The 20,513-nt window shown below is 71.0% G+C and carries 20 protein-coding genes and 1 tRNA gene; 12 read left to right on the top strand and 9 right to left on the bottom strand.

The window, feature by feature from the left end:
* Positions 1–54: 54 nt before the first annotated feature.
* Positions 55–378, top strand: coding sequence for a hypothetical protein (locus tag ABD374_RS25025; RefSeq protein ID WP_344497863.1), 324 nt, complete (start codon positions 55–57; stop codon positions 376–378).
* A 121-nt stretch (positions 379–499) separates the two neighbouring features.
* On the opposite strand, the gene ABD374_RS25020 is transcribed toward ABD374_RS25025, so the two are convergent.
* Positions 500–658, bottom strand: a complete 159-nt coding sequence (locus ABD374_RS25020) for a hypothetical protein (protein ID WP_344497862.1) — start codon at positions 656–658, stop codon at positions 500–502.
* 101 nt (positions 659–759) lie between these two features.
* Positions 760–1,443 carry a phosphate signaling complex protein PhoU gene (phoU, locus tag ABD374_RS25015; protein WP_344497861.1) on the bottom strand — a complete coding sequence of 228 codons (684 nt, stop codon included), beginning with the start codon at positions 1,441–1,443 and terminating at the stop codon, positions 760–762.
* Between the two features lie 190 nt (positions 1,444–1,633).
* Here phoU and phoR point away from each other — a divergent pair, with 190 nt between their 5' ends.
* Entirely contained in the window at positions 1,634–2,950 is a 1,317-nt protein-coding gene (gene phoR / locus ABD374_RS25010; RefSeq protein ID WP_344497860.1) for a two-component system sensor histidine kinase PhoR, read from the top strand.
* Positions 2,947–3,627 carry a two-component system response regulator PhoP gene (gene phoP, locus ABD374_RS25005; RefSeq protein WP_344497859.1) on the top strand — a complete coding sequence of 227 codons (681 nt, stop codon included), beginning with the start codon at positions 2,947–2,949 and terminating at the stop codon, positions 3,625–3,627. The genes phoR and phoP overlap by 4 nt, the downstream gene beginning before the upstream one ends.
* Before the next feature lie 132 nt (positions 3,628–3,759).
* Here the strand turns inward: phoP and ABD374_RS25000 are convergent, their stop codons facing one another.
* Positions 3,760–4,455, bottom strand: coding sequence for a copper chaperone PCu(A)C domain-containing protein (locus ABD374_RS25000; protein ID WP_344497858.1), 696 nt, complete (start codon positions 4,453–4,455; stop codon positions 3,760–3,762).
* A 591-nt stretch (positions 4,456–5,046) separates the two neighbouring features.
* Here ABD374_RS25000 and ABD374_RS24995 point away from each other — a divergent pair.
* From ABD374_RS24995 to ABD374_RS24970, 6 genes are all read left to right on the top strand, one after another.
* Positions 5,047–5,529 carry a CarD family transcriptional regulator gene (locus ABD374_RS24995; protein ID WP_006380568.1) on the top strand — a complete coding sequence of 161 codons (483 nt, stop codon included), beginning with the start codon at positions 5,047–5,049 and terminating at the stop codon, positions 5,527–5,529.
* 299 nt (positions 5,530–5,828) lie between these two features.
* A complete protein-coding gene (ispD, locus tag ABD374_RS24990) occupies positions 5,829–6,608 on the top strand; it encodes a 2-C-methyl-D-erythritol 4-phosphate cytidylyltransferase (RefSeq protein ID WP_344497857.1) in 780 nt (259 codons plus the stop codon).
* Positions 6,598–7,101 (top strand): 2-C-methyl-D-erythritol 2,4-cyclodiphosphate synthase, encoded by a 504-nt coding sequence (gene ispF / locus ABD374_RS24985; RefSeq protein ID WP_344497856.1) that lies wholly within the window; start codon positions 6,598–6,600, stop codon positions 7,099–7,101. Before ispD ends, ispF begins: the two co-directional genes overlap by 11 nt.
* Before the next feature lie 194 nt (positions 7,102–7,295).
* Positions 7,296–8,699 carry a cysteine--tRNA ligase gene (cysS, locus tag ABD374_RS24980; protein WP_344497855.1) on the top strand — a complete coding sequence of 468 codons (1,404 nt, stop codon included), beginning with the start codon at positions 7,296–7,298 and terminating at the stop codon, positions 8,697–8,699.
* A gap of 91 nt (positions 8,700–8,790) precedes the next feature.
* Positions 8,791–9,747: a 23S rRNA (guanosine(2251)-2'-O)-methyltransferase RlmB gene (gene rlmB, locus ABD374_RS24975; protein WP_344497854.1), complete on the top strand. Its 957-nt coding sequence runs from the start codon at positions 8,791–8,793 to the stop codon at positions 9,745–9,747.
* A gap of 149 nt (positions 9,748–9,896) precedes the next feature.
* Positions 9,897–11,624, top strand: a complete 1,728-nt coding sequence (locus ABD374_RS24970; RefSeq protein WP_344497853.1) for a DoxX family membrane protein — start codon at positions 9,897–9,899, stop codon at positions 11,622–11,624.
* Positions 11,625–11,752: 128 nt separating this feature from the next.
* Here ABD374_RS24970 and ABD374_RS24965 read toward each other — a convergent pair whose 3' ends face one another.
* The 4 genes from ABD374_RS24965 to ABD374_RS24950 all read right to left on the bottom strand — a co-directional run bounded on the left by ABD374_RS24965 (position 11,753) and on the right by ABD374_RS24950 (position 16,083).
* A complete protein-coding gene (locus ABD374_RS24965; RefSeq protein ID WP_344497852.1) occupies positions 11,753–12,475 on the bottom strand; it encodes a nucleotidyltransferase family protein in 723 nt (240 codons plus the stop codon).
* Between the two features lie 98 nt (positions 12,476–12,573).
* Positions 12,574–12,990: a hypothetical protein gene (locus ABD374_RS24960; protein WP_344497851.1), complete on the bottom strand. Its 417-nt coding sequence runs from the start codon at positions 12,988–12,990 to the stop codon at positions 12,574–12,576.
* Positions 12,991–13,195: 205 nt separating this feature from the next.
* Positions 13,196–14,332, bottom strand: a complete 1,137-nt coding sequence (locus tag ABD374_RS24955; protein ID WP_344497850.1) for an ABC transporter ATP-binding protein — start codon at positions 14,330–14,332, stop codon at positions 13,196–13,198.
* 347 nt (positions 14,333–14,679) lie between these two features.
* Entirely contained in the window at positions 14,680–16,083 is a 1,404-nt protein-coding gene (locus ABD374_RS24950; RefSeq protein ID WP_344497849.1) for an RNA-guided endonuclease InsQ/TnpB family protein, read from the bottom strand.
* A gap of 157 nt (positions 16,084–16,240) precedes the next feature.
* On the opposite strand from ABD374_RS24950, the gene ABD374_RS24945 reads away from it, so the two are divergent.
* A tRNA-Thr gene (locus ABD374_RS24945) sits at positions 16,241–16,318 on the top strand.
* Positions 16,319–16,374: 56 nt separating this feature from the next.
* Here ABD374_RS24945 and ABD374_RS24940 read toward each other — a convergent pair.
* A complete protein-coding gene (locus ABD374_RS24940) occupies positions 16,375–17,766 on the bottom strand; it encodes an NAD(P)/FAD-dependent oxidoreductase (protein WP_344497848.1) in 1,392 nt (463 codons plus the stop codon).
* Positions 17,767–17,919: 153 nt separating this feature from the next.
* Between ABD374_RS24940 and ABD374_RS24935 the strand changes: the two genes are divergently transcribed.
* Together ABD374_RS24935 and ABD374_RS24930 are read left to right on the top strand one after the other, a co-directional pair.
* A complete protein-coding gene (locus ABD374_RS24935) occupies positions 17,920–18,834 on the top strand; it encodes an aminoglycoside phosphotransferase family protein (RefSeq protein WP_344497847.1) in 915 nt (304 codons plus the stop codon).
* Positions 18,831–19,307: a GNAT family N-acetyltransferase gene (locus ABD374_RS24930; protein ID WP_344497846.1), complete on the top strand. Its 477-nt coding sequence runs from the start codon at positions 18,831–18,833 to the stop codon at positions 19,305–19,307. Before ABD374_RS24935 ends, ABD374_RS24930 begins: the two co-directional genes overlap by 4 nt.
* Positions 19,308–19,878: 571 nt before the next feature.
* On the opposite strand, the gene ABD374_RS24925 is transcribed toward ABD374_RS24930, so the two are convergent.
* Positions 19,879–20,454: a TetR/AcrR family transcriptional regulator gene (locus ABD374_RS24925; protein ID WP_344497845.1), complete on the bottom strand. Its 576-nt coding sequence runs from the start codon at positions 20,452–20,454 to the stop codon at positions 19,879–19,881.
* Positions 20,455–20,513: the final 59 nt, after the last annotated feature.

Genomic DNA, 20,513 nt, shown 5'->3' with positions numbered 1-20,513 from the left:
CGGCGTGAAGGTTTCCTGCGGTCCGAGAAGTACGCGAAGAGGCGAGAGCACAGTATGAGCGACACCCTGCTGACCACACTGGCCACTGCCATGGCGCAGCTGGTCACGGCCATCGACATGACGGACGAGGACGAGGTCGATCCGGACCTGGCCACGACCTGGTTCGAAGACGTCGCCTACAACCTCGGCAGGCTCTCCACCGAGGACCGCCGCCAACTCGCGGCGCTCTTCAGGGAAGCGGCCATGGAGGAGACGCGGCCCGAGTTCCGGGAGGCGATGCTGGAGGTGCCGGAGAACTTCGGCCTCGAGGACGACGAGGACGACGAGCGCGACGAGGACGGCCCGTACGGCCGGTACGACGAAGGCGACCCGGTGTAGGTCCGGTCACGGGCCCGTACAGACCTGCACAGACCCGTACGGAGAAGAACAGAAAGGGCCCCGTCCGCACCGGACGGGGCCCTTTCCGCGAGCACGGGCAACACCGGCAGTACCGGCCGCGCTAACCGCTGCAGCCGCCGCACTGGCACGGCGCGCCCGACTGGCAGCCGCAGCCGCAACCGGAGCCGCAGCCGCAGGCGCCGAGGACGGGCAGCGCGGGCAGGCGGACCGCCTCGGCCGGCGGGTCCTGCGGGGAACGGGACATGGGGGAATCGGCCATGGGGATCCTCCTCGAAGAGGCACGCGGCATACTCCTGCTGCTGCCCATTGGATGCCCACGGGGGCGGGCGCATCAACGGCGCACACGCGCAATTCCCGGGCTTACTCGCCCTGCGGGGGTGTGGCGGCCGCCGCCTGGATCTCGTCCGCGTGCTCACCCGTCACCAGGTACACCACGCGCTTCGCCACCGAGACCGCGTGGTCGGCGAAACGCTCGTAGTAACGGCCCAGCAGCGTGACGTCGACCGCCGTCTCGATGCCGTGCTTCCAGCGGTCGTCCATCAGGTGCTGGAACAGCGTGCGGTGCAGCAGGTCCATCTCGTCGTCGTCGTGCTCCAGCTGGAGCGCGAGGTCGACGTCCTTCGTGGTGATGACCTCCGCCGCCTTCGCCATCAGGCGCTGCGCGAGCTGGCCCATCTCCAGGATGGTCGCGTGCAGGTCGTGCGGTACGGCCGAGGCCGGGAAGCGCAGCCGGGCGAGCTTCGCCACGTGCTGGGCCAGGTCGCCCGAACGCTCCAGGTCGGCGCTCATCCGCAGCGAGGTGACGACGATCCGCAGGTCCGTCGCGACGGGCTGCTGTCGGGCCAGCAGGGCTATCGCGCGCGCCTCCAGGTCGTGCTGGAGGTCGTCGACCTTCTGGTCGGCGGCGATCACGCTCTCGGCGAGCTTCAGGTCCGCGTCGAGCATGGCCGTGGTGGCCCGCCCGATCGCCGACCCGACGAGCCGGGCCATCTCGACCAGGGCTTCGCCGATCGAGTCAAGTTCCTCGTGGTACGCGTCGCGCATGAAAGTCCCTCTCTTGTCCTTCTGAGGTCAGTCTCTGAACCCCACGCTCCCACGTTCTGTCCGTTACGCGTCCGCTTCCGGCCCCCCAAGTGAACCAACTCCGTCACCTCGGTGAACTCTGAGCGACGAGTGTTCGAGTGGCCACCCTTTTGGCTGGGGCGATGTCATCGCCCCGGCATAACCTGGGTGCATGGACGTGAACGCGGCAGTCGCCGCAGCAGCAGCGATAGCCGGTCTGTGCACCGGCGTGGTCGCCGTGCTGACGTTCCGCTGGAGCGAGCGCGAGCAGTCGAGGCCCACCCGGTCCTCGCTGCGCCCCGACATCAACGCGGTGCTGCCGCCGGGCGTCGACACCGTGCTGTCCGTGCTCCGCTCCTCCGCCGTCGTACTGGACGAGAGCGACAGCGTCGTCAAGGCCAGCTCGGCGGCGTACGCCCTCGGGCTCGTCCGGGGCGGAAAGCTCGCCGTGGACCCCATGCTCCACATGGCCCGCGACACCCGCAGGGACGGCGAGATACGCCAGGTCGAGCTGGACCTCCCCCGTCGCGGCACGGGCCGCGGCGAGGCCCTCGCCGTGTCCGCCCGCGTCGCCCCGCTGGGCTCGCGCCTCGTCCTGCTCCTGGTGGAGGACCTCACCGAGGCCCGCCGCATCGAAGCGGTACGGCGCGACTTCGTCGCGAACGTCAGCCATGAGCTCAAGACTCCTACCGGCGCGCTCTCGCTGCTCTCCGAAGCCGTCATGGACGCGTCGGACGACCCCGAGGCGGTCACCCGCTTCGCGGGCCGCATGCAGATCGAGGCGACCCGCCTCACCAACCTGGTCCAGGAGCTCATCGACCTCTCCCGCGTCCAGAACGACGACCCGCTGGAGGACGCCGAGCCGGTCCGCGTGGACGAACTGGTCGCCGAGGCCATGGACCGCAGCCGCCACGCCGCGTCCACCAAGAACATCACGATGGCCGCCGGCGGCACCGCGGGCCTGTACGTCTGGGGCAACCGCGGCCAGCTCGCCGCCGCACTCGGCAACCTCGTCGAGAACGCCGTCAACTACAGCCCGCCCCGCACCCGCGTCGGCATCGCCGGCCGCCGGATCCCCACGCCCGGCGGTGGGGGCGCCTCCCAGACCTTCGGCTCCGGGGGGCTGATCGAGATAGCCGTCACCGACCAGGGCATCGGCATCTCCGAGAAGGACCGCGAGCGGGTCTTCGAGCGCTTCTACCGCGTGGACCCGGCCCGCTCCAGGGCCACCGGCGGCACCGGCCTGGGTCTCGCCATCGTCAAGCACGTGGCCGCCTCGCACGGCGGGGAGGTCACGGTGTGGAGCTCCGAGGGACAGGGCTCCACCTTCACCCTGCGGCTGCCCGAAGCAGCCGCGCCGCGCGACCGGTCACCGGTCGCCGCCCCGGACGCCCCGGACACCCCGGACGACGACGTCGACGAGGACGACGGCGGCCCGCACAAGACCACTGATCGCGAACCCATTCCTGCCCCGGAGGTCCTTCCGTGACCCGAGTGCTCGTCGTCGAGGATGAGGAATCCTTCAGCGACGTCCTGTCCTACATGCTCCGCAAGGAGGGCTTCGAGGTCGCCATCGCGACCACCGGCCCCGACGGGCTCGACGAGTTCGAGCGCAACGGCGCCGACCTCGTCCTGCTGGACCTGATGCTCCCCGGCCTGCCCGGTACCGAGGTCTGCCGCCAGCTGCGCAGCCGTTCCAACGTCCCGGTCATCATGGTGACCGCCAAGGACAGCGAGATCGACAAGGTCGTGGGCCTGGAGATAGGAGCCGACGACTACGTCACGAAACCCTTCTCCTCGCGCGAGCTGGTCGCCCGCATCCGCGCGGTCCTGCGCCGCAGGGGAGAGCCGGAGGAGGTCACCCCGGCGGCCCTGGAGGCCGGTCCGGTCCGCATGGACGTCGACCGTCACGTCGTCACGGTCGGCGGCGGCAAGGTCGACCTCCCGCTGAAGGAGTTCGACCTCCTGGAGATGCTGCTCCGCAACGCGGGCCGGGTCCTCACCCGCATGCAGCTGATCGACCGCGTGTGGGGCGCCGACTACGTGGGCGACACCAAGACCCTCGACGTCCACGTGAAGCGGCTGCGGGCCAAGATCGAGCCCGACCCGGGAGCGCCGCGCTACCTGGTGACGGTGCGCGGCCTGGGGTACAAGTTCGAGCCGTAGACCAAGACGCCGCAGACCGCGACACGGCAGACCGGGACGCGGCAGACCGGGACCGTCACGCACAGGGGCGCCCCGCCGGCTCATACCGGCGGGGCGCCCCTGTGCGTGCTGTCCGCTGTGGCCGTACGGGCCTCAGTGCTCCGCGCCGTGCCCCTCGGCGTCGTCGTCCGCGTCGTCGTCCGCGGCTTCCCCGGAGGCACCGTTCTGCGGCGTCGACGACGCCGTGGCGCCGGCGGCGCCGCCGGCCGTCTCCGGGGTGCCGGTCGGCGTGCCCGAGGGGCTCGCGGTCGCGGTGGTGACCGGCGGCTTCGGGAGCTCGCTCGGGCCGAAGTCCTTGAAGTAGTGCGTCGCCGGGAACACCAGCGCCCGCAGTTCCACCGCACCGGTCTCGCTGAACTCGAAGACCACCGGCTGCGCGCCGCCGTTCTCCACGGCCTCGCGGCCGTTCTCGATCACGGCGGAGGCGTTGCCCTCGCCGCCCAGGACGAGCGACCCGCCGGCGGGAACGGACACCGGGCCCGCGCCCTTGGCCGGCTTGAGCTTCACCTCGCCGCTCGCGCCGGGCAGCTTGACCGATTCGAGCGTCTCGGCCTTGGTGCCGTTGTTGAACAGCGTCGCGGTGACGACAGCGGGTCCCTCGGCGTCGGGCTTCGGCTGGGTGACGATCGCCGCGTTCTGGATCTTGATGTCGTCGACGGCGGTCGAGGCGTTGTCCGGCCTGATCTGCAGCGACTGTGCGTCGTTGCCCGCTCCGCAGGCGGCGAGCGAAGCGATCGAGAACACGATGGCGGTGGCGGCGAGGGCACCGCGTCGAAGGCTGCGGCTCACGGCGGCGGCATCTCCTGTCAGAGGACGGACGTACGGGCGGACCCATCAGGTGCGAGCGACGTGAAGCCGCCCCAAGGGTGTGTCGGCGCGCTTAGGTTACCGAGCCGTCGACCGGCCCTCGCACCCGACCCGCCCCACCCCGCCCGCCCGTACCGGCCCGTACCGGACCGGCGGCCTGTTCCGTACGCCGTTCACATATCCGGGGGAGCGGCGGGAGCGCGCCCCGGGTGCGGATTATCCGTAAGGAATGCGGGGAGGCCCCGGAATTGATCACAGCCGCACGTGATCAATTCCGGATTCGGGCCGAACGGGTGACCGGGCGCCGAACGGAGTACACCAAGTTCACCGCTTGGAATCCGGCAAAACGGGACGTTCGGCCTCTTCGGCGGGTCCCGTGATGTGTGTAACGTACGCGTTTCTCTCCGCCCGCACAGCCGCTCCGACCTGCGAATACCCGCTTCCGGAAGGCCCGCGCAGCACGTTCCTGTCGCTGTTGTCAAGCCCCGAGATATGCCCTGACCTGCGGAAACGCCATTCAGAAGAAGCGGTTTCCGTGTTACTCTGGATAGCCACGGAAGGGGTACCTGTCACATGACGTTCAAGGTTGGCGACACCGTGGTCTATCCCCATCACGGGGCCGCGCTGATCGAGGCTATCGAAACTCGCCAGATCAAAGGCGTGGACAAGACCTACTTGGTGCTCAAGGTCGCCCAGGGTGACTTGACTGTTCGTGTGCCTGCGGACAATGCGGAGTTCGTCGGTGTACGCGACGTAGTCGGTCAGGAAGGTCTCGACCGGGTCTTCGAGGTGCTCCGCGCACCGTATGCAGAAGAGCCGACGAACTGGTCCCGACGCTACAAGGCAAATCTCGAGAAGCTCGCCTCCGGTGATGTCATCAAGGTCGCCGAGGTAGTCCGCGACCTGTGGCGCCGTGAGCGTGAGCGCGGTCTCTCCGCAGGTGAGAAGCGCATGCTCGCCAAGGCGCGCCAGATTCTGGTGAGCGAGCTCGCGCTCGCGGAGAACACGAATGAAGACAAGGCCGAGGCTCTGCTCGACGAGGTCCTCGCGTCCTGACTCCGGGTCGCAGGGGCTCCTTCCCTGATACCCAGCAACGATGCCGTGGTGCCCGCTGACAAGGCCGTCCAGCCCTTGTCGCCGGGCGCTGCGGCATGTCTCGTTCCCGTGCGCCCCTGAATCGAACCGTCCCCGGTGCTCCGGCCTGCCGGTCCCGGGCAGCCGGCTCGACCAGTCGTCACGGAAGGGGCCGGTCGAGGCGTCGTGCCCGGCACGCTGTGGCCATACCCACGTAGGCCGCGGACACAAACCTGGCGGACCCGAACCCGTTCCCGAAGCTGTCGGCCCCGGAGCTACCGATGACAGACGAACCGCGCCACACGACCACTCCGCAGTCCACCCCGAGGTCCACCCCGCGCACCGCCGCCGTGATCCCCGCGGCCGGCCGCGGCGTGCGGCTCGGCCCCGGCGCGCCCAAGGCGCTCCGCGCGCTGAGCGGCACCCCCATGCTGATCCACGCGGTACGGGCCATGGCCAACTCCAGAGCCGTCTCGCTCGTCGTCGTGGTGGCCCCGCCGGACGGCGCCGCCGAGGTCAAGAACCTCCTCGCCGAGCACGCGCTGCCCGAGCGGACGGACTTCCTCGTCGTACCGGGCGGTGAGACGCGCCAGGAATCGGTACGGCTCGGACTCGACGCCCTGCCCGACGACATCACCGCCGTCCTCGTGCACGACGCGGCCCGCCCCCTCGTGCCCGTCGACACCGTCGACGCCGTCGTCGAGGCCGTACGGGACGGAGCGCCCGCCGTGGTGCCCGCGATGCCGCTCACCGACACCGTCAAGGAGGTCGAGCCCCGGGAGAAGGACGAGCCCGAACCGGTCGTCGCCACACCCGAGCGGGCACGGCTGCGCGCCGTGCAGACCCCGCAGGGCTTCGACCGCGCCACCCTCGTCCGCGCCCACGAGACGATCACGGCGAAGGGCGAAGGCGCGACGGACTGCGCAGGGATGGTCGAGCGGCTCGGCGTGCAGGTCGTGGTCGTACCCGGCCACGAAGAGGCGTTCAAGGTGACCCGGCCGCTGGACCTCGTCCTGGCCGAGGCGGTACTCGCCCGCAGGAGGGCAAACGATGGCTTCTGAGACCCCCGCGCTCCCCGCGCTGCCGCTGGTCGGCATCGGAACCGACATCCACGCCTTCGAGGAGGGCCGCGAGCTGTGGTGCGGCGGCCTGCTCTGGGAGGGCGAGGGCCCCGGCCTGGCCGGCCACTCGGACGCCGACGTCGTCGCGCACGCCGCCTGCAACGCCCTCTTCTCCGCCGCCGGCCTCGGCGACCTCGGCGCGCACTTCGGCACCGGCCGCCCCGAGTGGTCCGGCGCGTCGGGCATCACGCTGCTCACCGAGGCCGCCCGGATCGTACGGTCCGAGGGCTTCGAGATCGGCAACGTCGCCGTCCAGGTCGTCGGCGTACGCCCGAAGATCGGCAAGCGGCGCGACGAGGCGCAGAAGGTGCTCTCGGCCGCGGCCGGCGCACCGGTCTCGCTGTCGGCCGCGACGTCCGACGGACTCGGCTTCACCGGCCGCGGCGAGGGCCTCGCCGCGATCGCCACGGCACTGGTCGTCCGCACGGCCTGAGCGGGGTCCGGGGCGGAGCCCTCCACGCGCCCGAGCCGCACCCCGGCACAGCGGGGAGGAGCGGGGCGGGGAAGGCTCCGCGGGAGCCGTTCGGCCCGTACGGGCGAAACGGCACGGAGGGCGCCGCCGCGCCGCGACCGTCCAGTACCGGAAAGGGTCGCTGGGCACTGCCGTCCGCCCACTACCCTGGTGTGGTGACTATTCGGCTGTACGACACCAGCGCCCGGCAGACTCGCGACTTCTCCCCGCTCACTCCGGGCTGCGTCTCGATCTACCTGTGTGGCGCTACCGTGCAGGCCGCCCCGCACATCGGGCACATCAGGTCGGGGCTCAACTTCGACATCATGCGCCGCTGGTTCGCCTACCGGGGCTACGACGTGACCTTCGTCCGCAACGTCACGGACATCGACGACAAGATCATCAGGAAGTCGGCCGACCAGGGCCGCCCCTGGTGGTCCATCGGGTACGAGAACGAGCGCGCCTTCAACGACGGCTACGCCGCCCTCGGCTGCCTCCCGCCCACCTACGAGCCCCGCGCCACCGGCCACGTCCCCGAGATGGTCGAGATGATGCGCGGCCTCATCGAGCGCGGGCACGCGTACGAGGCCGACGGGAACGTCTACTTCGACGTCCGCTCGTACCCCGGCTACCTGGAGCTCTCCAACCAGGAGCTGGACAACCTCCTCCAGCCCTCCGGCGAGGGCGAGACCGGCAAGCGCGACCCGCGCGACTTCGCCATGTGGAAGGCCGCGAAGCCCGGCGAGCCGAGCTGGGAGACCCCGTGGGGACGCGGGCGCCCCGGCTGGCACCTGGAGTGCTCCGCGATGGCCCACAAGTACCTGGGCTCCGCCTTCGACATCCACGGCGGCGGGATCGACCTGATCTTCCCGCACCACGAGAACGAGATCGCCCAGGCCAAGGCCTTCGGTGACGACTTCGCGACGTACTGGGTGCACAACCACTGGGTCACCATGGCCGGCGAGAAGATGTCGAAGTCGCTGGGCAACTCGGTCCTCGTCTCCGAGATGGTCAAGCAGTGGCGGCCCATCGTCCTGCGCTACTACCTCGGTACGCCCCACTACCGCTCCACCATCGAGTACAGCGAGGAGGCCCTGCGCGAGGCGGAGTCCGCCTTCTCGCGCATCGAGGGCTTCGTCCAGCGCGTCGTCGAGAAGGCCGGCGGCGACGTCGAGCCCGCGGCCGAGGTCCCGCCCGCCTTCGCCGAGGCGATGGACGACGACCTGGGCGTCCCGCAGGCGCTCGCGATCATCCACACCACCGTGCGCCAGGGCAACTCGGCGCTGGCCGCCGACGACAAGGACGAGGCCGTCGCCCGGCTGGCGGAGGTACGGGCGATGCTCGGCGTCCTCGGCCTCGACCCGCTCGCCGAACAGTGGTCGGGCGGCGGCACGGAGCGCGGCGAGGACCTGCACGGGGTCGTCGACACGCTCGTACGCCTCGTACTGGACCAGCGCCAGTCGGCCCGCGACCGCAAGGACTGGGCCGCGGCCGACGCGATCCGCGACCAGCTCCAGCAGACCGGCCTCGTCATCGAGGACAGCCCGTCGGGCCCGCGGTGGACCCTCGGTCCGCGCTGACCGGCACGCGCGATGTGCCGCCCGGCCCCCCGGGCGGCACACTTTCCCTTATACGTACGCACGTCTGAAGCAACGGAACAGGTAACAGGTCATGGCCGGGAACAGCCAGCGCAGGAACCGCCGCACGTCCAACAAGAAGGGCGCTACGGTCGGCAGCGGTGGCCAGCGGCGCAAGGGCCTCGAGGGCAGGGGCCCGACGCCGCCCGCCGAGGCACGCAAGAAGCACAAGAAGAACCGCATCGCCACCGCCAAGGCCAAGCAGGCCGCGGTCCGCCGCCCGGCTCCGCGCCGCGGCGGCGTCAAGGGCACGTCCGAGATGGTCGTCGGCCGCAACCCGGTCTTCGAGGCGCTGCGCGACGGCGTCCCGGCGACCACGCTCTACGTCCAGCAGTACATCGACAACGACGAGCGGGTGCGCGAGGCGCTCCAGCTCGCGGGCGAGCGCGGCAACATCAACCTGATGGAGGCCCCGCGCCCGGAGCTCGACCGGATGACGAACGGCCTGAACCACCAGGGCCTCGTCCTCCAGGTCCCGCCGTACGAGTACGCGCACCCGGACGACCTCACCTCGGCGGCGTACGACAAGCACGAGGACCCGCTGATCGTCGCGCTCGACGGCGTGACCGACCCGCGCAACCTCGGCGCGATCGTCCGCTCCGTCTCCGCGTTCGGCGGCCACGGCGTGGTCGTGCCGGAGCGCCGCGCGGCGGGCATGACGGCCGGTGCGTGGAAGTCCTCCGCCGGCACGGCGGCCCGCACGCCGGTCTCCCGCGTCACCAACCTGACGCGTGCCCTGGAGGGCTACCAGAAGGCCGGCCTCACGGTCGTGGGCCTGGCGGCCGACGGCGAGCACACGGTCCAGGACCTGGAGCAGCTCGGCGGCCCGGTCGTCATCGTCATCGGCAGCGAGGGCAAGGGCCTGGGCCGCCTCGTCGGCGAGACGTGCGACTACCTCGTGCGCATCCCGATGCCGGGCGGCGCGGAGTCGCTGAACGCGGGCGTCGCGGCGGGCATCGTGCTCTGGGAGGCGGCGCAGCGCAGGCGCTGATCCGGCGCCGGTCCGACGCTGGTCCGGCGCCGGACCAGCTGGAACCGCTGGAGCGAGAACGGGTGTTTTGCCCGGTAAGGGTGGCTTGACGGGTCTCGGACAGATCGAGAGCGTCAAGGCAGTGTCCTAAACGCCCATCACTCGGTTAGATGAGTGTGGACACCAGAACACCCGGGACCGACGATCAGCCCGTCCTGAGCATGGTCAAGGTGCCCTGCGACCCAGCGCAGGTCACCGCCAACCACGCCGTTTTCCGCGTGCAGTTCGCCCCGGCCCAGAGCAGGCGGCCCGTCCCGCCGTACGCGGGAGCGGGCGGTGTGGGCTCCGGCCTGGGGGACACGGGACGGTTCCCGGCCGGGAACGTCAAGGCCGTGGTGCGGCGCCGGGCGCCCGTCGTCTGGAGCGGCAAGTCCGAGCCGGGGGACCCCGGCGCCACCGGACTGCTCCAGGCCGTACGCAACTCCTCGGTCGGCGGCGAACGCCTCGACAGCGGCGCCACGCAGGTCATCCCCCGGATCTCCGTCGGCGACGCGGGCGAGAGCGCAGAGGACACGGCGGCGCTCCCCACCGTCATCGGGCCGCGCAGCCCCGAGCCGCCCAGGACGCAGCTGCTGCCCCGGGCGAGGCCGGCCGTCGGCGCCTACGACGACCCCGGCCCGGACACCGGGGGCACCTGCCCGGACGACCGGTTCGACGAGTACGGCGAATCCGGTGAGGACGGGGCGTACGGCGAGGACAGCGCGCGCGGCCGGGCCACCGAGGCGGCCGCCGTCCGGCACGGCTACTACCCCGGCCGGCGGATGAACCTCGGTGTGGTGCTGCTGCCGCTGAGGGTGTTCCTCGGCCTCATCTCCATCTACGCCGGCATGGGCAAGCTCTGCGACCCCGTCTACTTCGACGGCGGCGAGCGCGGCTCGATGGTCAAGTGGCTCAACTCGCTGCACCCCTGGACCCTCGCCGAACCGCTGCGCGACTTCGCGCTCACCCACCCCGTGGGCGCGGGCCTGACCGTCGCGTTCCTCCAGGTCGTCGTCGGCGTGCTGACGGTGCTGGGGCTGTGGCAGCGGGTCGCCGCCTGCTTCGGGACGCTGCTCTCCGTCGCACTGCTCGTGACGGTGAGCTGGAAGACGGTACCGGCGTACGACGCGCCCGACATCATCTATCTCGCCGCCTGGTCCCCGCTGATCATCGCGGGCGCGCCCGTCTACTCCATCGACGGCCGCCTCGCCGGCGAAGCCTGGCGCAAGCTCGGGCCCCGCTCCGAACTGTGGGAGCTGCGGCGGCGCGTACTGCGGCGCGGCGCCCTCGTCGCCTCCCTGGTGGTCGGACTGACGCTGCTCATCGGCTCGATGCTGGGCGGGGCCGTGCGTTCCTCGGACATGGTGACCGTGCCCGGCCCGAACGACGACCCGACCAACTACCTGCCGGGAGCCCCGCTCCCCCGGGAGACCGGCAGCGGCAAGGCCCGTTCCTCGCAGCCGCCGGAGAGCCGCAGGCCCACCCCCTCCGCCAGCAGCTCCGCCGCCCCTTCGGCCGGGGCCACGACCCCGGGCGCGGTCCGCGAGACCGTCACGGCCGGTACGACCGGCGCGGGCGCCCAGCAGCCGAGCCGGACGCAGGGCAGCACGGCGGGCCAGGCCCCGCCCCAGCAGCAGCCCGCACCGCCGCAGGCGCCCGCCACCAGCGCCGGGCCGACGTCCAGCGGCGTGGGCAGCGGCGGGACCACCAGCGGCTCCGCCACCGGAGGCTCCACCACGGGCGGGAGCACCACCGGAGGCTCCACCACGGGCGGCTCCACCACGGGCGGCAGCGGGAGCAGCGGCAGTGGCGGAAGCGGCGGCAACGACGGCAGGGTGATCGGCGGCCTGCTCGGCTAGGCCGCCACGTACGGCAGCTACGGCAGGTAAGGCGAAGGGCCCGGCGCACGGGACGGACGGATGTGCGCCGGGCCCTTCGCCTTCGTCGTGCGTACGCGTGCGGACACGGGTGCGGGTGCGGGAAGGGCTCAACCGCGCCCGGCCGAGAGCTCCTTGGCGGCCTCGGTGAGGTCCTTGGCGGTGTCGATGGCCCGCCAGTACGCCCCCTGCGGCAGCGGGAAGCCCGCCAGACGGCGCTCTCGGGCCAGCCGGGGGAACGTGGTGCGCTCGTGGTCGCCCCGGTCCGGGAGAAGCCCTGTGAAGGCCGCGGAGAAGACGTACACACCCGCGTTGATGAGATACGGCGAGGGCGGCGACTCGATGAAGTCGGTGATGTGCCCGAAGGCGTCCGTCTCGACGGCTCCCCAGGGGATCCGGGGACGGGCGAGGGCGAGGGTGGCGGTGGCGTCGCGCTCGGTGTGGAAGGCCGCCATGTCGCGCAGTGAGAAGCGCGTCCAGATGTCGCCGTTGGTCGCGTACCAGGGGCGATCGGGGTGCGGAAGATGCGCGGCGGCGTACTTGAGACCGCCGCCGCGGCCCAGCGGCTCCGTCTCCACCACGGTGGTGACGCGCAGCGGGAGTTCGGCCGAGCCCAGCCACTCCTGGAGGACGCCGGCGAGATGGCCGCAGGAGACGACCACGTCGCTCACGCCCTCGGCGGCCAGCCAGGAAAGCTGATGGCCGATGATCGGGGTCCCGGTGCCCGGGATCTCGATCATCGGCTTGGGGCGGTCGTCGGTGTAGGGGCGCAGTCGCGAACCCTGGCCGCCTGCCAGGATCACGGCCTGCGTCGGAGACGGAGACGTAGTCATACGGGGCACGATATGCGGCGGAACGTCGACGGCCCGCCGGTGCCCGGCTCTGGTCAGCCTCTCAGCTGCTCGGTCTGCTGGGTCGGCCCGGCCGCCGCTCAGCCGGTCTGCTGGGCCACGCCGGAGGCGAAGGAGGTGTCGCAGACGGGGCGCGAGAACGACTGTGCGCGCGTCGGACCGTACTGGTTCACCGCGGCACGGCCGAGCGAGCGGGCGATCGACATGCAGTGCTGGGCGAGCGAAGGACGCCGCTCCACCTCGCGCTGGAGGTGGGTGAGCGCGACACCGGGGTCCTTCTCCTGGAGTTCGAGCAGGAGCTTGTCGCGCAGGATGTCCTGCGGGGCGCGGGACTTGGCGCGTACGTTCACCTTCTCGGAGGACGCGGTCAGGACCTGTGACTCGGGTCCGCTCGTGGACCACGGGACGCGGGTGACCGCGAGGGTCCCGGAGAGCACCAGGACGACGGGCAGGACGAGAGCGAGACTTCGGCCGATTCGGCGGGCTGTGTGGGTCACGCGAGCGAGCGTAGCGGCCGGTAATGATTTGGCGACATTTAGTCACCCTTGCGGGGGATGGTTCGAGGGAACTTTTCGAATGCGTGTTGACGTACGGGGTTCGAAATGGCGGTTATGCCGGGGTATTTGTCGACACCCCAGGTGCATACGAAGGGCCCCGCACCGGAGTGCGGGGCCCTTCGCACGAGCTGATCTCAGTCGTCCGTCAGTCGCTGAGGCGCTCGCCGGTCGACGAGGAGAAGACGTGCATCTCGCCCGCGCGCGGCACGACATGCAGCTCGACGCCCTTGTCCGGCACGGCGCGGCCGTTGACGCGGACCACCAGGTCCTGGTGCTTGCCGCCGACCTGCGCGCTGCCGTACACGTAACCGTCGGCGCCGAGCTCCTCGACGACGTTGACGGTGACGGCCAGCCCGGCCGGGGCGTCGGCGGCGGCCTTGGTGAGCGACGCGGCGGCGGCACCGCCCTGCTCGACGATGTCGAAGTGCTCGGGGCGAACGCCCACCGTGACGGTGGTGTCGCCCCTGTCGGCCGCGGCGGAGAGCGCCTCGCGGGAGACCGGGACGACGCTGTTGCCGAACTTCACGCCGCCGTCGGCGATCGGGACCTCGACCAGGTTCATGGCGGGGGAGCCGATGAAGCCGGCGACGAAGAGGTTCGCGGGACGGTCGTACATGTTGCGCGGCGAGTCGACCTGCTGGAGCAGACCGTCCTTCAGCACGGCCACCCGGTCGCCCATGGTCATGGCCTCGACCTGGTCGTGCGTGACGTACACCGTGGTGATGCCGAGGCGGCGCTGGAGCGAGGCGATCTGCGTACGGGTCGAGACGCGGAGCTTGGCGTCGAGGTTCGACAGCGGCTCGTCCATGAGGAAGACCTGCGGCTCACGCACGATGGCGCGGCCCATCGCGACACGCTGGCGCTGACCGCCGGAGAGGGCCTTCGGCTTGCGGTCCAGGTACTCGGTGAGGTCCAGGATCTTCGCGGCCTCTTCGACCTTCTTGCGGATCTCCGCCTTGTTCACGCCGGCGATCTTGAGCGCGAAGCCCATGTTGTCGGCGACGGACATGTGCGGGTACAGCGCGTAGTTCTGGAACACCATGGCGATGTCCCGGTCCTTCGGCGGCAGGTGCGTGACGTCGCGGTCACCGATGCGGATGGCGCCGCCGTTGACGTCCTCGAGACCCGCGAGCATGCGCAGGGAGGTCGACTTGCCGCAGCCGGAGGGACCGACGAGGACGAGGAACTCGCCGTCCTCGATCTCGATCTCGAGCTGGTCGACGGCGGGCTTGGTGGATCCCGGGTAGAGCCGGGTCGCCTTGTCGAACGAGACGGTTGCCATGGTGATGTGCTCCTTCACCGGCAGGAACGTGCCGGACGATCCGTGTAAGGGAGTGGTCTGGTCCACATGCGTGAACCTGCCGTGACGCTACCTGGCGATGTCAGTTGTGTCAGTAGCTGGAAGACGATGAAATTTTCGAGCGGGGCTCATAGGGGCAGAGCACCGGCTTTTTGACCTGTGTGCACATAGGATCCAGAGCAGCTGTCTTTTGACCCGATGCTCTGTGTACGACACCTTCCTGCTTCGACACCCATCGCCGCCCCAACATGGCCCTCATGGGTCATATCCGGACGGTCTTACGTGGGCTCCACAGGCATTGCGGCCGACGGCCCGTCGGTCCGTTTTCGTTACGCGGCCAGCAGGACCTCCGGCAGCTCCGATGCCTTGATCACCGGTGGCGGTACCTTGCCCGGAGGCAGGGCCGCAGCCACCAGCCAGTACAGCCGCATCCCCTCGTCCCGGAGATTCACGGCCGCGTTCTCGTCCCGGTCGTGCACCACACCGCACTCGGCGCACGTCCACTCCCGCACGGACAGATCGAGCCGAGGCCCCTTCGTGTGGCAGGCGGAGCAGCGGCGCGTGGACGGGAAGAAGCGGTCCACGATCACCAGCGTCCGTCCGTACCACTCGCACTTGTAGCGCAACTGCCGCAGCAGCTCACCCCATGCGGCATCGACGATCGACCGGGTCAGCCCGGCCTTCCGCCTCCGCCCCTTCCCGACCGCCGGCCGCATCAGGTTGGCGATGGACAGGTCTTCCACCACGAGCACTTGGTTCTCGCGCACGAGGCGGGTGGTGAACTGATCCAGCATGTCCCCGCGGACATCGCCGATGAGCGCGTACAGCCGGACGATCTTCTTCCTTGCCTTCTCCCGGTTCTTCGACCCCTTCTGCTTGCGGTGCAACTCCCGCTGCCACCGGGCGAGTTCTTCCGCGTACTTCTTCAGCAGCCGGGGGTGCTCCAGCTTTTCGCCGTCGTCGAGTGTCACGAGCGTTGCCAGGCCGAGGTCGAGTCCGACCGCTTTCGGCTCACGCCCACCGGGCAGAAACGCGGCGGGAAGCGGCTCGATCCGCTCCTCGACCAGGACGGACAGGAAGTACCGGCCCGCACGGTCCCGCGTCACCGTCAGCTTCACCGGCACCCGGCCGCCCGGCAGTGAGCGCGACCACCGCACATCCAGCGGGGTGGTCTGCTTCGCCAGCGTCACTCGTCCGGTGCCGGGCCGCTCGGGATCTTCGACCCACCGGAAACCGGTCCGGACGTACGTCGCCGCATCCCGTGAGCGGCGCTTCTTCTTCCGCTTCGGATGCTTCGCCGTTCCCTTGAAGAAGCGGCTGTACGCCTCGTCCAGATGCCGGAGAGCCTGTTGCAGCACCGTCGACGACACATCCCGCAGCCATGACGTCTCCGGCGCCTGCCGCCAGCCGGTCAAGGCCCGGCACGCCTCTGCGAAGCCCACCGATACGTGGTGCTGCTCCCAGGCGCTCGACCGGAGGGCCAAGCCTTCGTTGTAGACCCAGCGGCAGGCGCCGAAGGTCTGCTCCAGCTGCTCGGCCTGGATCGGAGTCGGGTAGAAGCGGAAACGGTAGACCCGTTGCCGGGTGCCCGGCTCCTTGGCGCGGCGCTTCATGGGGGCCGCCGGACGGCCGTGATGCTTCCGCCGGTCGGCGATGCCCAGCGCCTCGCGTTTGATGCGCTGGGCATCCGGGCCGGTGATGCTTGCCGGCTTCTCGTCGGTCGAGTCCGTCACTGTCCCTCCCCCTGCGGTCCGATCTTCGGAACGGCGCATCAGTCCGTTCGACGAACTGATGACCGGGAGGTCACGGGCGCGCGCAACTCGATGGCTTGAGGATTCGGGGCCTGTGTACAGTGGAGCAGCCTTCGCGCGCGGTTCTGACGTGCGCGATGCCTCCTTAGCTCAGTCCGGCCAGAGCAACGCACTTGTAATGCGTAGGTCGTCGGTTCGAATCCGACAGGGGGCTCCAGCAGGGAAAACGCCCCGAATTTCGAAAATTCGGGGCGTTTCCTTTTGCGAAAATCTTCAGTGGCGGCCCGCGATGCGGTCGGCCGCTCTCGCGAGGGGGTCCGTTTCCGTCGTACGGCCGGATGCCTCGCGGCGGTCCGCGGTGCGGTAGGCGGCGTACATGCCCTGGACTCCGAGCCAGCGGAAGGGTTCGGGCTCCCACTTGCGGACCTTGTGGTCGACCCAGGGGAGCGTGGTGAGGTCGGTGGGGCCGCCCTGGCCCGAGTCCTGCTGGATCAGGTCGCGCAGGGTGCGGGCGGCGAGGTTCGTGGTCGCTACGCCGCTGCCCACGTAGCCGCCGGCCCAGCCGATGCCGGTGGAGCGGTCCAGGGTGACGGTCGCGCACCAGTCGCGGGGCACGGCGAGTACGCCCGACCAGGCGTGGGCGATGGGGATGCCCGCGGTGGTGGGGAAGAAGCGGGTCAGGAGCTCGCGCAGCGCCTCGATGGTGGCGGGCTGGGTCCGGCCGTCGTTGTCGGTGCGGGAGCCGTAGCGGTAGGGGACGCCCCGGCCGCCGAGTGCGATGCGGTCGTCGGCGGTGCGCTGGGCGTACATGTAGGCGTGGGCCATGTCGCCGAGGGTTTCGCGGCCGTCCCAGCCGATCGTCTCCCAGGTGGAGGCGGGGAGGGGGTCGGTGACGATCATCGAGGAGTTCATGGGGAGCCAGGTGCGGCGCTGGCCCTTGAGGCCGGCCGTGAAGCCCTCGGTGCAGCGCAGGATGTACGGGGCGCGGACCGTGCCGTAGGGGGTGACGGCGTGCTTCGGCTTGATCTCCGTGACCGGTGTGGACTCGTGGATGGTGACGCCGAGGGATTCGACGGCGGCGGCCAGGCCCTTGAGGAGTTTGACCGGGTGCAGGCGGGCGCCGTGCGGGGTCCAGGTGGAGCCGACGGCTCCGGTCACCCGGATGCGGTCGGCGGTCCCGCGGGCTCCGTGGAGGGTGCGTTCTTTCTCGCCGAAGGCGGTCTCGGTGGCGTGGAAGCGCCTGAGACGGGCCAGTTGGGCGGGTGTGCGGGCGACTTCGAGTACGCCGCCGTGGTGGATGTCGGCGTCGATGTTCTCGGCGGCGGCGGTGCTGATGACCTCGGTGACGGTGTCGTTCATGGCCTGCTGGAGGCGGACGGCCGCGTCGTGGCCGTGGAGTTTGGCGTAGCGGTCGCGGCCGGCGATGCCGTTGTAGAGCCAGCCGCCGTTGCGGCCGGAGGCGCCGTAGCCGCAGAACCTGCCTTCCAGGACGGTGATGGTGAGGAAGGGGACGGCTTTTTTGAGGTAGTACGCCGTCCAGAGGCCGGTGTAGCCGCCGCCGACGATGCAGACGTCGGCCGTCGCGTCGCCGGGCAGGGGCTCACGGGGGGCGGGTATGCCCTCGTTCGCGTACCAGTAGGAGATGCCGCCGTTGACGGTGCTCATGATCCTGTTGCCCCTGCGTTCGTTTCTCGCTGCTGCTCAGTGGTGGTGATGGCGCGGACGCTAGCGGGCGGGGGCGGGGTGCGGCAATGGCGGGGTGGGCGGTGGGGTGCGTGGTCTGGTGTGGGGTGGAGTGCGTGGTCGTAGGATCCGGGCGTGATCGGGATTCCGGAAGCTCTGGTCGGGACTCAGGTGGAGTTCAACGGCGAGGCGGGGCGGAGGTGGATCGCCGCGCTGCCCGGGCAGGCCGCGGCGTATTTGGAGCGCTGGCGGCTCCGGCTCACCGGGCCGTCGATGCACGGTGCGGTCTCGCTCGTACTGCCGGTGGAGCGGGCCGACGGGACGCCGGCCGCCCTCAAGCTCCAGCTGCTGGACGAGGAGAGCGCGGGCGAGGCCGCCGCGCTGCGGGCGTGGGACGGGAACGGTGTCGTACGGCTGCTGGAGCACGACGCGCGGAGCGGCGCGATGCTGCTGGAGCGGCTGGACGAGAGGCGGCCTCTGTCGGGGGTGGCGGACACCATGGCGGCGGTGCGGGTGGTCGGGGAGCTGCTGGCGCGGCTGAACGCGGTGGTGGCGCCCGGGGGCGTACGCCGCCTCGGGGACATCGCGGAGGCGATGCTCGACGACGTACCGCGACGGGTGCGGGGGGCGGCCGATCCGGCGGAGCGGCGGCTTCTCGAACGGTGTGCGGGGGCGGTGCGGGAGGTCGCGGGGGAGCCGGGCGGGCAGTTGCTGCACTGGGATCTGCACTACGACAACGTGCTGGCGCCGCTGGCGGGTTCCGGGCGCGGTGAGCCGTGGGTGGTGATCGATCCGAAGCCGCTGGCCGGTGATCCGGGGTTCGAGCTGCTGCCCGCGCTGGTGAACCGTTTCGAGGCGGGGCAGGTGCTGTCGCGCTTCGATCTGATGACGGAGGTGCTGGGGCTGGACCGGGGGCGGGCGCGGGCGTGGACGCTCGGGCGCGTCCTGCAGAACGGTCTCTGGGAGCTGGAGGACGAGGAGGAGGGGGCGGGCGGGTTGCCGGGGGAGCTGGTGGCCGTCGCGCGGGCACTGCTTACGCTGCGGGCATGATTCGAGATGCGACGCCTGCTGATGTTCCGGTGGTTCACGAGATGGTCCGCGAGCTCGCGGAGTACGAGAAGGCGCTGCACGAGGTGCGTGCGAGCGAGGAGCAGTTGCGCGAGGCCCTTTTCGGGGAGCGGCCCGCCGCGTACGCGCACATCGCGGAGACGGCGGAGGGGGAGGTCGTCGGCTTCGCGCTGTGGTTCCTGAATTTCTCCACCTGGCGCGGGGTGCACGGGATCTACCTGGAGGACCTGTACGTGCGGCCCGCGCAGCGCGGCGGCGGGTACGGCAAGGCGCTGCTGGCGTCGTTGGCGCGGATCTGCGTCGAGCGGGGGTACGAGCGGCTGGAGTGGTCGGTCCTGGACTGGAATTCGCCGGCCCGTGAGTTCTACAAGTCGCTCGGAGCGGTGTCCATGGACGAGTGGACCGTGAACCGTCTGACGGACGACGCTCTCCACAGGCTGGGGGCGGGGGCGTAGGCGTCACCGGGGGTGAGCCCGCCGACCGCGGACGCCCGCCCGGGGAATCCCGGGCCCGGGGCGGGCGCCGGCGTGTGCGGCGACCCGTGGGGGCCCCGGCCATCCGGTGCGGGGGGAGCGGGCGGCGCTCCGCGACCGCGTCCATCGGGCGGCTGGCCGGGTGCTGGTCAGCGCGGACGACGGGGGTGTGGGCGCGTACGGGGCGCCCGTGCGGCACCTGCGCCGCAGCGACTCGGGTGGCATGTCCCGGGTGGCGTGTCCGACCGCATGTACGCGGTGTGCTGCGGCGCCGTCCGGGAGACCGCGTCGCCGGTCTTCGCGGCCGCGGGGCCGCCGGTGTTGCGCCTCCGGCGCCGGCCGGACCGTTCGGGCGCAGGTCCGGGCGTGGCTGGCCACCTTCCTGGGCGGGGCGATGGGCGGAGGGATCGAAGTGGCGCCGGGTGGCTCTCCGCCAGGCGGCGCGGCGGGGCGTTCCACCAGGTCACCGTCCACCGGCCACCGACACCGGCCACCGTCCACCCTCCACCGACACCGGCCACGCGGAGTGGTCACGCATGTGGCTGAACGCCCTTCAGGAGCGTACGTCCGCCGCGTCGAGGAGGGTCTTCGCCGCGTCGCGGGCGTGGCGGGCCGGGTCCTGGGAGCCGGTGATGCCTGCCGTGGCCATCGCGCCGTTGGCCAGGACGGCGAGCTGGGCGGCGAGCCGGTCCGCGGGCCCGGGAGGCGTGCCGGCGGCTGCGACGAGTTCGGCGAAGTGGTCCTGGAGCGAGCGCTTGTTGGCGCGGGCGATGTCGGCGACGCCCTGGGACACGCCGCCCAGCTCGCCGAAGGCGTTGATGAAGGAGCAGCCGCGGAACGTGTCCCGGCCGAACCACTCCTCCAGGTGGTCGAAGACGGCGAGGACGCGCTCGCGCGGGCTCTCGTGCGCGGCGGTGGCCCGCTCGATTCCGCTGCGGACGGTTTCGTCGCGGCGGCGCAGTACCGCTTCGAGGAGGTCGTCCTTGGAGGGGAAGAGCTGGTAGAGGCGCTTGAGCGACACGCCGGACGCGGAGCGGATGGCGTCCATGCCGACGGCCTGTACGCCGCGTTCGTCGAAGAGGGTCTCGGCCGCGTCCAGCAGGCGGGCCTCGGCGGTTGCGGCGTCCATTCGGCGATCACCCCTTGCGTGGAGAACCATCGTTCTCTTACTCTACACGGCATGCAGAG

It is taken from the genome of Streptomyces enissocaesilis, assembly GCF_039533765.1.
GTDB lineage: Bacteria > Actinomycetota > Actinomycetes > Streptomycetales > Streptomycetaceae > Streptomyces > Streptomyces enissocaesilis.
This window is presented reverse-complemented; position numbering and strand designations above follow the sequence as displayed.

Excerpts from the sequence above, each read along its gene's own strand:
- ABD374_RS24955 (WP_344497850.1), bottom strand. The coding sequence starts at position 14,332 with ATGGCAACCGTCTCGTTCGACAAGGCGACCCGGCTCTACCCGGGATCC.
- phoR (WP_344497860.1), top strand. The coding sequence starts at position 1,634 with ATGGACGTGAACGCGGCAGTCGCCGCAGCAGCAGCGATAGCCGGTCTG.
- ABD374_RS24970 (WP_344497853.1), top strand. The coding sequence starts at position 9,897 with ATGAGTGTGGACACCAGAACACCCGGGACCGACGATCAGCCCGTCCTG.
- ABD374_RS24940 (WP_344497848.1), bottom strand. The coding sequence starts at position 17,766 with ATGAGCACCGTCAACGGCGGCATCTCCTACTGGTACGCGAACGAGGGC.
- ABD374_RS25025 (WP_344497863.1), top strand. The coding sequence starts at position 55 with ATGAGCGACACCCTGCTGACCACACTGGCCACTGCCATGGCGCAGCTG.
- ABD374_RS24925 (WP_344497845.1), bottom strand. The coding sequence starts at position 20,454 with ATGGACGCCGCAACCGCCGAGGCCCGCCTGCTGGACGCGGCCGAGACC.
- ABD374_RS24965 (WP_344497852.1), bottom strand. The coding sequence starts at position 12,475 with ATGACTACGTCTCCGTCTCCGACGCAGGCCGTGATCCTGGCAGGCGGC.
- ispF (WP_344497856.1), top strand. The coding sequence starts at position 6,598 with ATGGCTTCTGAGACCCCCGCGCTCCCCGCGCTGCCGCTGGTCGGCATC.
- ispD (WP_344497857.1), top strand. The coding sequence starts at position 5,829 with ATGACAGACGAACCGCGCCACACGACCACTCCGCAGTCCACCCCGAGG.
- ABD374_RS24995 (WP_006380568.1), top strand. The coding sequence starts at position 5,047 with ATGACGTTCAAGGTTGGCGACACCGTGGTCTATCCCCATCACGGGGCC.
- phoU (WP_344497861.1), bottom strand. The coding sequence starts at position 1,443 with ATGCGCGACGCGTACCACGAGGAACTTGACTCGATCGGCGAAGCCCTG.
- ABD374_RS25020 (WP_344497862.1), bottom strand. The coding sequence starts at position 658 with ATGGCCGATTCCCCCATGTCCCGTTCCCCGCAGGACCCGCCGGCCGAG.
- ABD374_RS24930 (WP_344497846.1), top strand. The coding sequence starts at position 18,831 with ATGATTCGAGATGCGACGCCTGCTGATGTTCCGGTGGTTCACGAGATG.
- rlmB (WP_344497854.1), top strand. The coding sequence starts at position 8,791 with ATGGCCGGGAACAGCCAGCGCAGGAACCGCCGCACGTCCAACAAGAAG.